The 11425-nt window shown below is 76.4% G+C and carries 6 protein-coding genes and 1 pseudogene; 2 read left to right on the top strand and 5 right to left on the bottom strand.

Features of this window, described 5'->3' with window-relative positions; translation table 11 throughout:
- Positions 1-336 precede the first annotated feature (336 nt).
- Together ACZ3YL_RS30445 and ACZ3YL_RS30450 are read right to left on the bottom strand one after the other, a co-directional pair.
- Positions 337-1632: pseudogene (locus tag ACZ3YL_RS30445) on the bottom strand (SpoIIE family protein phosphatase); the annotation flags it as partial.
- Between the two features lie 290 nt (positions 1633-1922).
- A complete protein-coding gene (locus tag ACZ3YL_RS30450) occupies positions 1923-3272 on the bottom strand; it encodes an NAD(P)/FAD-dependent oxidoreductase (protein ID WP_465660501.1) in 1350 nt (449 codons plus the stop codon).
- A 677-nt stretch (positions 3273-3949) separates the two neighbouring features.
- Here ACZ3YL_RS30450 and ACZ3YL_RS30455 point away from each other — a divergent pair.
- Together ACZ3YL_RS30455 and ACZ3YL_RS30460 are read left to right on the top strand one after the other, a co-directional pair.
- Entirely contained in the window at positions 3950-4720 is a 771-nt protein-coding gene (locus ACZ3YL_RS30455; protein ID WP_188307603.1) for a TetR/AcrR family transcriptional regulator, read from the top strand.
- A 381-nt stretch (positions 4721-5101) separates the two neighbouring features.
- Positions 5102-7384 carry a sigma-70 family RNA polymerase sigma factor gene (locus ACZ3YL_RS30460; RefSeq protein WP_465660502.1) on the top strand — a complete coding sequence of 761 codons (2283 nt, stop codon included), beginning with the start codon at positions 5102-5104 and terminating at the stop codon, positions 7382-7384.
- Between the two features lie 88 nt (positions 7385-7472).
- Here the strand turns inward: ACZ3YL_RS30460 and ACZ3YL_RS30465 are convergent, their stop codons facing one another.
- The 3 genes from ACZ3YL_RS30465 to ACZ3YL_RS30475 form a co-directional block, all read right to left on the bottom strand.
- Entirely contained in the window at positions 7473-8177 is a 705-nt protein-coding gene (locus tag ACZ3YL_RS30465; RefSeq protein WP_188307930.1) for a DsbA family oxidoreductase, read from the bottom strand.
- Positions 8178-8282: 105 nt separating this feature from the next.
- Complete coding sequence (locus tag ACZ3YL_RS30470; RefSeq protein ID WP_188307931.1) at positions 8283-8804, bottom strand: universal stress protein; 522 nt, start codon at positions 8802-8804, stop codon at positions 8283-8285.
- A 112-nt stretch (positions 8805-8916) separates the two neighbouring features.
- Complete coding sequence (locus ACZ3YL_RS30475; protein WP_465660503.1) at positions 8917-11076, bottom strand: asparagine synthase-related protein; 2160 nt, start codon at positions 11074-11076, stop codon at positions 8917-8919.
- Between the last annotated feature and the right edge of the window lie 349 nt (positions 11077-11425).

Consider the following 11425-nt stretch of genomic DNA (forward strand, 5'->3'; position numbering starts at 1 on the left):
GATGTTTTCCGCTCCGTTTCCGGGGCTTCGTTCATCCAACTCGCCGGTGTCTTCCGGGGCTTGACGCCCTGTCCGACGTTTCAAACTCTAGCCGATCCCCGCTCCGAAAAGCGAATCCAGCCGCAATCCGATAAAAGGCGCACGCCGAATAAGCACCGAGCCGCCACGCGAAAAAACGCGAACGCGACCCGGCACGAGCCGGGAAGTGGTGTTTCAAGGGATTGGCTACCTCGGGACCGTCCGCGCTGACGCGTGTCCGGTGCTCCCTGCCAGGCAGCTCGAAGAACACTAGACCTCTGGGGTGGCCGAGTCAAGCACGGCAAGCGAATTCTCGGTGCCCTCGTCGGCCTCGTCCGCCGGCAGCTGGAAGGCCAGCACGGCGACGTCGTCGTCGTGCTCCGAGGTGACGCCCATCGCCCGGAGCAGTCGGGCGCAGATCACCTCGGGGGCGCCGATCGCGCCGGTGAGGGTGCGGGCCAGCAGGTCGAGGCCCTGGTCGATGTCCTCGTCGCGGCGTTCGACCAGGCCGTCCGTATAGAGGACACCGGTCGTGCCGGGGAGCAGGCGCAGGGTGTGGGACACGTGCAGGCCGCCGCCGGTGCCGAGCGGGGGGCCGTTCTGCTCCTCGCTGCGCAGGATGGTGCCGTCGGGGCAGCGCAGCAGCATGGGGAGGTGGCCGGCCGAGGCGTAGGAGAGGGTGCGGTGCTGGGGGTCCCAGACGGCGTAGGTGCAGGTGGCGATCTGGTTGGCGTCGATCTCCATGGCGAGGCCGTCGAGCAGGCACATCACCTCGTGCGGGGGCAGGTCGAGGCGGGCGTAGGCGCGGACGGCGGTGCGCAGCTGGCCCATCACGGCGGCGGCCCGCAGGCCCCGGCCCATGACGTCGCCGATGACGAGTGCCGTGCGTCCGCCGTCGATGGCGATGACGTCGTACCAGTCGCCGCCGACCGCGGCCTCGGCTCCGCCCGGCTGGTAGGTGGCGGCGACCCGCAGGTCGGCGGGTTGGTCGAGTTTCTGCGGGAGCAGGCTGCGCTGGAGGGTGACGGCGGCCTCGCGCTGGCGGCGTTCGGCCTCGCGCAGGCGGGCGGCGGCGAGGACCTGGTCGGTGACCTCGGCGGCGAAGATCAGGACTCCGGCGGGCGGGCCCTCGGTGGGGGTGTCGCCGGTGTCGCCGGGGCCGAGCGGCACGCAGGAGACGTTGTAGTAGCGGTTGCCGGTGAGGCCGAGGATGCAGCGGGCCTTGACGCTGCGGGGCCGGCCGCCGCGGATGACCTGGTCCATCAGGGGCAGGACGCCCATGGTGCCGAGTTCGGGGAGCGCCTCGCCTGCGGGCAGGCCGGTGGGGCGTTCGCCGAAGAGTTCGCGGTAGGCGCGGTTGGCGTAGCCGAGCTGGTGGAGCGGGCCGTAGGTGACGGCGACCGGGGCGGGGATGCGGTTGAGGACCTCGCGCAGGTTCTGGGGTTTGTGCAGGTCGAGGAGTTCGGGGGTGTGGGCGGGGCCGGTGGGGTCGCGGGGGCTGGGGACGACGACGCCGTCGGTGGAGGGCGTGCCCTCGTCGGTGCCGGCCCCGTTGGGTGGGGCGGCACGCCAGGGGACTCCGGTGAGCCGGGCGCTCCAGCGGATGAGGTTCAAACGACGGCCGCTTCCTCGTTTTCCAGGCATATCATCACTTTTTGTGTGCACGTCAGCACACGGGGTAATGACCAGTTCGGGCTGATCCTGTCAGGCGGAGGCCCGGTTCCGGAAGTCGCCCGCCCGGCGTGGCCGTCGGATCGGCGTTCCGGCGCGCGTTCCGGATCGCGTTCGGGCCCTCATTCCGGCCCTCGTTCCGATCGGCCTCCGGAACGACCACCGGGCCGGCCGTCGAGCCGCCCGTCGAGCCGCCCGTCGGACCGGCCGTCGGCCCCGGGCGGCGGGGCCGTTCACCGGGGAGCCTCCGGCCCGGCGCCGGGCGGCCGTCCGGGCCCTGGGTCGAACCCGCCCTCGAAGACCGAACGCGGGTGCTCCATCGCCCCCAGCGAGACCACCTCGCGGGAGAACACCCCGCCCAGCACCCAGTCCACCAGCACCCGCACCCGGCGCTCCGCGCTCGGCAGCCGCCGCAGGTGCCGGGCCCGGTGCAGCCACCACGCCCGCCGCCCGGTGAGCCGGCCACCGCCCCGGGTGTGGGCGACGGCCCGGTGCAGGCCGAGCGAGGTCGAGCAGGCGGCGGGACCGGGCCGGTACTCGACCAGCCCCGGCGCGTGCGGCCCGCCGGCCAGCGCCACCGCGATGTTGCGGGCCAGCAGTTCGGCCTGGGCGAAGGCGTGCTGGGCGTTGGGCGCGCAGGGGGCGCCGTCCGCGTTCGGATCGGGTACGGCGGCGCAGTCGCCGGCCGCCCACACGCCGGGCAGGGCGCGTCCGTCCGGGCCGACGGCCTGGAGGGTGGCCAGGCAGCGGACCCGGCCGGCGGTGTCCAGCGGCAAGTCGGTGTCGCGCAGCATCGGCGAAGGCCGGATGCCCGCTGTCCAGACCAGGGTGCGGGCGCCGAAGCGGCTGCCGTCGGAGAGCGCGGCGACCCCGCCGGCGGCGGACTCCAGGGTGGTGCGCAGCCGGATGTCGACGCCGCGTTCGCGCAGTTGGCCGAGGGTGTGCTCGGCGAGTTCGGGCGACTCCTCGGCGAGGATCCGGTCGGTCGCCTCGACCAGCACCCAGCGCAGGTCCTCGACCCGGACGTTGTGGTAGCCCCGTACGGCGGTGCGGGCCATGTCCTCCAGCTCGGCGAGCGCGCCGACTCCCGCGTAGCCGGCTCCGACAAAGACGAAGGTCAGCGCGGACTGCCGCAGCGCCGGGTCGCGGGTGGCGGAGGCGAGGTCGAGCTGCTCCAGCACATGGTTGCGCAGGTGCACGGCCTCGCCGACGGTGGAGAAGCCGAGCCCGTGCTCGGCCAGGCCGGGCACGGGGGCGGTGCGGGCGACCGAGCCGGGGGCCACCACCAGGACGTCGTAAGGGAGTTCGAGGGGCGCCGGGGTCTCGCCGGGGCCCGCGGCGTCGGCCAGGGCGCGGCGGGCGGCGTGTTCGATCCGGGTGATCCGGGCGGTGAGCACCCGGCAGTGCGGCAGGGCCCGGCGCAGCGGGACGACCACGTGCCGCGGGTCGATCGAGCCGGCCGCGACCTCGGCCAGCAGCGGGTGGTAGGTGGAGTAGGCCTGGGGTTCGACGACGGTGATCTCCACTTCACCGCGCCGCAGCTGCTCCCGCAGGCCACGCTGGAGGTGGAGCGCGGTGGCCATCCCGGCGCAGCCGCCGCCGGCGATCAGGATCCTGATGGTGCACCTCCTGCCGATGTGACGTTTCGTCCCGGCCTCGCGGCCGGGGGTGTCCCCCCATCACGCCCCCCTATGAAGGACCGGCGGAGGTGGTCTTGTCCACAGTCCGTACGGGGCTGGTTGCGACGGAAGTGGCGGCAGTGACCAGTTGTGCTTGCTGGGCGACTTTCTGACGCACTTTCGGCCGCGAAGAGCCGTGAACTATGGTCGGATTGTGTACCGGAGCGGTTACCGCCATGACAATCGGCGGCGACGCACCGTGGAGCGGCCACTACGGCCAGTTCCAGCGTTGGCTCGACAACCCGACTGGGGGAGAGTCATCCGGGGAAGGGTAGTTCCCGGACGAGGCCCCGGGCGGTGCTGACGCGCCGAGCCGGACGTCAAGGCGGCCCGGCGGCACGACCGTGGTCACCGGAACGGGACGGGCGGCACAGAGCGATGGGTCATCTGGTCATTTCTGCCGGGCTGAGCTGCACCGGGGGGTGCAGGGGCGGGCGACGACAGGGTCCGGCTTCGGACGCCTGCGGGGGAGAGTTGGGATGATGGAACAGAAGCAGGCATTGGGGCGGGCGGCTGCGCCGCACGCCGGACAGGGCATGGTGCCGGAGCAGCGCGGCCCGGTGGACCTGCCCCAGGGCGGGATGGCGTACGCGGCCGTCCCGTACCGGGCGGATCCCCAGCAGGCGACGGCGCCGGTCCCCGGGGCCCGACTGAGGGTGGACGCCCGGCGGAATCTGGAGAGCGTGCTGCGCGCGGCCCGGGAGGTGTTCGGCGAGTTCGGCTACGGCGCTCCGATGGAGGAGGTCGCGCGCCGGGCCGGGGTCGGCGTCGGCACGGTCTATCGGCGCTTCCCCAGCAAGGAGGTGCTGGTCCAGCGGATCGCCGCCGAGGAGGTGGCCTGGCTGACCGCGCAGGCGCGGGAGTCGCTGTACGGCGGCGACGGCGCCTGGGACGCCCTGGCCGGGTACCTGGCCCGCGCGGTCGGAACCGGGGCCGGGCGGCTGCTGCCGCCGGAGGCGTTCCGGTACGCGGAGGAGCTGGGCCGGGTGCCCGAGCAGCGGGCGTCGGAGGTGCCGGCGGCCGTGCGCTTCGACCTGCGGGGCGAGGAGGCGCGCGCCGGGGCGGCGGGCGAGCCCTCGTCGGCGGACGCCGATCCTCGGCTGCTGCTGCAGCTGTTGGCCGCCCTGGTGGCGCGGGCCGGTGCGGCGGGCGAGCTGCGGCCGGGCGTCACGGTGTCGGACGTGGTGCTGGTGCTGACCGCGTCGGTGCCGGTGCACGCGGTGCGGCCCTCGGTCACGGCGCCGACGGCGGCCGGTTTCACGGCGGTCGGTCAGCATCCGGACGGTCAACCGGCCGCCGGGCCGTCGGACCGGCTGCTGCAGATACTGCTGGACGGTCTGCGGTCACGCTGACCCCCGGCTCGGCCCGCCCCCGGTGGACGGGGGCGGCGGCGGACGCGTCGCACCAGGCACGGACGACGCGCCCGACGGGCAAGGGAGTTGAGCGGGACACCGGCGCGCGAGCAGGGCACGCGCGCCGGGTGCGGACGTCGTGCGACCCCGCGCCGCACGCTGGGCGAACACATCCGCGACGGCCCCTCGGAAGAGTGGGTACCGGCCGGTCCGGCTTCCACGCGCCCCTGCGCTATGCCATCCTTTGCCCGTGGTTGGAGCCAATGTCCCGATGCGCGCCCTTCGCGCGCCGTCGGCGCCGTACGTCGGGGAACCGTGCGCCTACGCACTCCCGCGCGCCCTGCCACACTACGGGGGCTGTCGTGGAATCTGGGGTCCGTTGTGAGCGCCGAGGAACAGAACGACTACGGGTACGGCCTCGACTTCGGAGGCTTCTCCGGTAGCACCGCAGGAGGGTCCGCCGCGGGCCCCGGCGGAACCGGCGCCGCCCAAGTCCCGGGCGCCGCAGGCGGTTCGGGCTCCGCGGCCGGTTCGGGCGGCACCGGCGCCGCCGGCCCCGGACACGTCCCCGACCAGGCCGGGATGCCCAGCCGCGAGTCGCTCTCCGCCTCCGCCGCCGCACTGCCCTCCGGCCGGGTGCCCGGCCAGGCCCCCGCCGGCCGCGGCGGTGTCGCCCCCGAGGCGTTCGTCGGCGACCGCCGGCCCGCCCGGCCCACCGTGCCCGCCCCCGCCGACCCGGTGGACGGCGAGCGCCCGCCCTCCGACGCCGAGTTGACCGCCCGGGTCCGGGCCGGCGACGACACCGCGTACGAGGAGATCTACCTCCGGCACGTCGACTCCGTCCGCCGCTACGCGCGCACCTGCTGCCGGGACAGCTTCACCGCCGAGGACCTCGCCGGCGAGGTCTTCGCCCGCACCCTGCAGGCCCTCAAGGCGGGCAAGGGCCCGGAGTTCGCCGTCCGCGCCTACCTGCTGACCGCCGTGCGCAACGTCGCCGCCGCCTGGACCCGCAGCGAACGGCGCGAACAACTCGTCGACGACTTCGGCGTGTTCGCCCAGAGCTCGGCCGCCGTGGTCGACTTCGACCTCGGCGACCCCGGCGCCGACGCCTGGGCGATGGCGATGGCCGACCAGCGCATGGTCATGCAGGCCTACGCCGAACTGCCCGAGGACGACCGGGTCGTGCTCTGGCACACCGAGGTCGAGCGGGAATCGCCGAAGACCGTCGCCGTGATGCTCGGCAAGACCGCCAACGCGACCGCCGTCCAGGCCCACCGGGCCCGCGACCGGCTGGCCGCCGGCTTCCTCCAGGCCCACATCTCCGGCAGCCAGCACAGCACCTGCGAGTCCTACGCCAACCGGCTCGGGGCGTACGCGCGCGGCTCGCTGCGCAAGCGGGCCTCGGCCGAGGTCGGCCGGCACCTCAGGGAGTGCGACCGCTGCACGGCGGCCTGCCTGGAACTCACCGAGATCAACACCGGCCTGCGCGCGCTGCTGCCCGGCGGCGTGCTGGTCTGGATCGGGGTCGGCGGGTTCAGCGCCGCCGCGGCCGCCGTGGGCGGAGTCGCCGCCGTCGGCGGTGCGGCCGCGGCGGGGACGGCGGCGGCCGCCGCCGGGTCCTCGGGGGCTGCCACGGGGGCTACTGGTGCGGCTGGCGCCACGGGGGCGGCCGGTGCCGCCGGCGCCTCGGGGGCCTCCGGCGGGAGTGCGGCCGGTGCCGTGGCCGGCGAGGGCCTGGGCACCGCCGCCAAGGCCGGGATCGCCGCCGCCGTCGCGGTGGCGGCCGCCGCCGTGGCCGCGTACGCCCTCACCGGTTCGCCCGAACCCAAGCCGCCCACCGCCGCTCCCCCGGCCGCCACCGCGCCGGCCGCACCCACCCCGGTGGCGCCCGCGCCGGTGGCACCCGCGCCCGCACCGCCCGCACCGGCGCCCAGCAGCGCCGCCCCGGAGCCGCCCGCGCCGAGCCCGAGCAGCAGCCCCAGTCCCAGCCCCAAGCCCAGCGCGAAGCCGAGCCACGCCCCGGCGGCCACCCGGGCTCCGCAGAGCGAACCGCCCGCCGCGCCCGTCGAGCGCATCCCCGAGCCACCCGTCGTCCCGACCCCGGCCCTGCCGCCGGTGCCGACACCGGACGTACCCGTCGTCCCGACGCCGACCCTGCCGCCGGTGCCCGAGCCGACCGTCACCCCGCCCACCCCGCCCACTCCGCCCGCGCCCACCGACTTCTGGGGCGACTCGCTGCCCGTGGTCAAGCCCGGCAACAACCGGGTGCCGCCCGAGGGGCCGAGCATCCGGCAGAAGGGCAGCGACCGGTTCTGGCAGCGCGACGGCGGCTGGATCGGCGGCGACTACCTCCCCCACGCCATCACCGTGCGCGCCCCGGCGACCACGCTGATCGACCTCAACCGCAGCTGCACGTCCTTCGACGCCGTCGCCGGAGTCGACGACGCCACGCTCGGCCCCGGCGGGGTGGTCTTCACCGTCCAGGGCGGCGACGGCAGCACCCTGTGGCGCTCCCGGACCCTCGCCGCCGGCGACGACGCGGTGCCGGTGCACGTACCGCTCGCCGGGCAGAAGTCCATCCGGCTGGTGGTCACGCCGGCCCACGGGATCTGGTCGGCGCTCAACGTCGCGGACTGGGCGCGGGCCCGGTTCAGGTGCTCCTGACCGTCCGGACACGGCTCGGGGCCCGTTCCGGGGCTGGTGACAGCTCCTGGAACGGGCCCCTTCCGTACGACGGCGGTCGCGGCCGGCGTCAGACCGCGCAGGAACCGTCCGCGCAGGCCTCCCCGGCCGGGGCGACCGGCACCGGCGCCGGGCGGCGCTCACCGATCTCGGCGGCGACCTGCTCCAGCACCTTGCGGAAGGTCGCGGCATCCTGCCCGCCCTGGACCGCCCACTTGCCCTCGAACACGAAGGTCGGCACGGCGGTGATGCCCAGCTCACGGGCCTCCGCCAGCTGGGCGCGGACCTCGGCGGTGCCCTCGTCGCCCGCCAGGTAGGCCGTCACCCGCGCGCGGTCCAGGCCCGCCGCCACGGCGACGTCCGCCAGCGCGGCGCGGTCGCCCACGTCCACGCCGTCGGTGAAGTGCGCCTTCAGCAGCGCCTCCTTCAGCCGGCCCTGCGCCTCGGCGCCGTACTCGGCCTCGGCGAGGTGCAGCAGGCGGTGGCCCAGGAAGGTGTTGGCGTGCAGGGCCGCGTCGAAGTCGTACGTGATGCCCTCGGCCAGGCCCAGCTCGGCGACCCGCGCGTCCATCGCGACCGACTGCGGTCCGTAGCGCTCGGCCAGCCAGGCGCGGTGCGGGCTCGCCGTCTCCGGCGCGTCCGGGACCAGCTGGTACGGGCGGTAGACGACCTCGACGCCCTCCTTGCCGGGGAAGTCCGCCAGGGCCTGCTCGAAACGGCGCTTACCGATGTAGCACCAGGGGCAGGCGATGTCGGACCAGATCTCGACCTTCATGTTCGGGGGCTCCAGGGGCGTGTCGGGGCGGATGTACGAGATAGGTGAACGATGAACCATCTCGGTACATTCCCGACACCCGCCGACGCGGCCGACACCGCCGGATCAGACCTCCTCGGGCGCCGGGACCACCAGGACCGGGCAGGCCGCGTGGTGCACCGCCGCCGAACTCACCGACCCCAGCAGCAGCCGGGCGAACCCCCCGTTGCCCCGGGTGCCGACCACCAGCGTGTGCTGCCGGGTCGACGCCTCCAGCAGCACCTCGATCACATTGCCCAGCACCACGTGCAGCGACATCTCCCCCGCGTACGGCCGCACCCGCTGCCGCAGCACCGTCGACACCGCCCGGCGCAGCCCGTCCGCCATGCTCTCGACCAGCGTCTCCACGCTCTCCTGCACCAGCTCCGCCATCCCCGGCGGGTACCCGGCCGGCGCCGGGTTCACCACGGCCAGCACGTACAGCGGCAGCCCGAACAGCTCCGCCTCCGTCATCGCCCGGTCCAACGCCCACAGCGACCCGTCCGACCCGTCGCACGCCGCCAGCACCCCCGGCGGCCGCCCCGTCGGCGGCCGCCCCAGCACCGACAGCACCACGGGAACCTCCCGCCCCGGGCTCACACCGGCCACCGCACACCTTCCTCACCACGGACTCACAGCCCCGACATCATCACCTGCTCGCCCGGATCCCCCCGGCCAGCCGCGCCGGGGGGAGGAGGCGGGGGCCGCGGGCGGCGAGTGGTCAGGGGGTGAGGGCCGGGGGGTGGGGGTGGGGGAGGCCGGTCCAGCAGGCGCCGTGGCGGCGGGCGCGGAGGCGGCGGAGCCAGAGTTCGGTGGAGACCAGGTCGGCCAGGCCGGCGAGGGCGGTCGGGGAGAGCGGGGCGGTGAGGCCGGCGCGGACGGCGGGGAGGTCGATGAGGCCGGCTTCGGCGAGGAGGGGGGCGTCGAAGAGTTCGGCGAGGCCGTCGGCGGCGAGGCGCAGGCCGGCCCGGGCGGCGGCGGTGCGGTCGGGGCGGGGACCGCGGCCCCAGTCGGGGGGCAGGTCGGTGCGGCCGGCGCCGGTGAGGACGGCGTGCAGGAGGGCGTGCCGGGCGCCCGGTTGGAGGCGGACGTCGTCGGGGAGCAGCCGGGCGGCGCGGACCACCTGGTTGTCGAGGAAGGGCGCGTGCAGCCGTTGGCCGGGCCGTTCGGCGGCGTGCAGGAGCGTGCGGTAGGAGCGCGCCTGGCGGTAGAGGGCGTGGCGGGCGCGGTGCGCGCCGGGGTGTTCCTCGGGCGCCGGTCTGCGCGCCGCCAGCCGCAGCCGTAGGGCGACCGAGGAGAGCGCCTCGTCGGAGAGCCAGCGGGCGGCCGGGCCGGGGACGCACCAGACGAGGTCGACGGCCGAGCGGTCGCCCGCGGTGCCGGCGCCGTCCGGGACGTGCCGGGCGGTGAGCTTGGCGGCCGCCTCGTCCAGCGCCTCGGCGTAGCGGACCCGGGAGAGCCGGTGGGCGGCCCGGACCACGGTGAGCGGGGTGCGCAGCGCACCGGCCAGCACGCCCGCGGCGGCCCGGTCGACGCCGGCCAGGGCGGCGACCGGGGGCAGGAGTTCGCGCGGCCGGCCGGCCCGGATGAGGTCGGCGAGCCGGGCCGGGTGGCCGTCCAGGACCTGGCGGGCGCCGTAGCCGGTGAGGTGGTCGGTGCCGCCGGCGTCGAAGCGGGCCTCGGCGCGGGCGGCGGCGACGAGTTCGGGGCCGGGCTCGTCGGTGAGCGGGCCGGACTGCGGGTCGGCGCGCAGGACCGCGTACGGGAGGGTGTCGGGGCCGGGGTCGAGCACGGTGTGCCGCAGCCGGGGGGTGTCGGGGGCGAGCGCGAGGGTGGTGGGCGGTTCGGTCTCGCCGAGCGTGACGGCGGCCAACTGCTCGGGGGCGGACGGCCCCTGGGCGGTGTCCCGGACCCAGGAGCCCTTGACCGCGCCGGTCCTGGCTCGGCCACTGGCCCTGGCGCCGACGCCCGCCCTGGCCCCGCCGGCGTCCCCGGCCCGGGCCGCCGGCAGCCCGCCCGCCGGGACCGGTGGCAGCGGCACGGCGGCGGCGAGCAGGGCGACGGTGGCGGAGGCCGTCCCGTACGAGAGGTCGACGCCGAGCCGGGCCCGCCCGGTGGGGTCGGTGGCCGGTGCGGGGGTGCGGACCCGGGAGCGGACGGATTCCAGCAGGGCGCGGGTGAGTTCGCGGATGGCGGGCGCCTCGTCGCGCGGCTGGTCGGCGCCGGGCGGTTCGTCGTAGGCGTCCAGGTACGGGCGGCCGCCGCGGATGGCGAGCACATGGCCGGGCGGCACCCGCTGGACGCCCAGGTACGGGGTGCCGGTGCCGAGCGCCTCCGGGGATTCGGGGCAGGCGAGCCGGGCGGCGAGGTGGCCGGTGTCCAGGGCGGAGCCGACCAGGTCGGCGAGCGGGAGGGCGGCGGTGGCGTACGCGGTGCCGCCGGCCCAGGGGGTGTGGAAGACGGGCTGGGCGCCGGCGAGGTCGGTGAGCAGCAGGGTGGAGCGGGTGCCGGTGCGGAGCACCACGGTGTAGCTGCCGGGCCAGGCGGTGAGGTGGCGGACGGCGCCGCCGCGGGCGGCGGCGAGGCCGGCGGCGAGTTCGGGGTCGGTGGCCCCGCAGTGGCCGAGGACGGCGAGCCGGGTGGTGGCGGGGGTGTCCGCGACCGGGTCGGGGGTGGTGGGGCCGGTGCTGACGACGGCGGGGGCTCCGGGGCGGAGGGTGACCAGGCGGATCTCCTCGGGGCGCCAGTCGCCCACGGCCCAGAGCGGGTTGGGGCCGGTCCAGAGGGGTCGGGCGGCGATGGGGGCGACCGTGGCGAGGGCCTCGTGGGCGGGCACTCCCGCCCGGGGCGCACCCGTGCTCCAGCCCGTCAGCCACCGCATCGCGCCTCCACCGGACGAGGACCTGCACTCGCGCGGCGCGTCCGGCGCCGGGCGGGCGGCCGGGTGGGGTGCCGGGGCGGCCCCGGTTTCCGGGCGGCCCGCACGCGCGTCCGGGCGTGCCCTCGTTCCGGCGCGCCGTCAGGAGACATCGTGCCACCACCGGCCGCCGTCGGGGCCGGTGTTGTCGGTTCCGCTTCCGTTTCGGCGCACCCGGGGCAGGAGGTGGGCGCGGGGGTGGATGCGGGCGGGCCGGGCCTCCCCCTCCGTGGCCCGGACCGCCCGGGCGGCACCCTTGACATGGGCATCGCGAGATGGCCGAAAGGCGTCGCCCCGCCCGGGAGGGCATCCG

The organism is Kitasatospora sp. NPDC023176, assembly GCF_055560495.1.

Excerpts from the sequence above, each read along its gene's own strand:
- ACZ3YL_RS30450 (WP_465660501.1), bottom strand. The coding sequence starts at position 3,272 with ATGGCCACCGCGCTCCACCTCCAGCGTGGCCTGCGGGAGCAGCTGCGG.
- ACZ3YL_RS30465 (WP_188307930.1), bottom strand. The coding sequence starts at position 8,177 with ATGAAGGTCGAGATCTGGTCCGACATCGCCTGCCCCTGGTGCTACATC.
- ACZ3YL_RS30455 (WP_188307603.1), top strand. The coding sequence starts at position 3,950 with ATGGCGTACGCGGCCGTCCCGTACCGGGCGGATCCCCAGCAGGCGACG.
- ACZ3YL_RS30475 (WP_465660503.1), bottom strand. The coding sequence starts at position 11,076 with ATGCGGTGGCTGACGGGCTGGAGCACGGGTGCGCCCCGGGCGGGAGTG.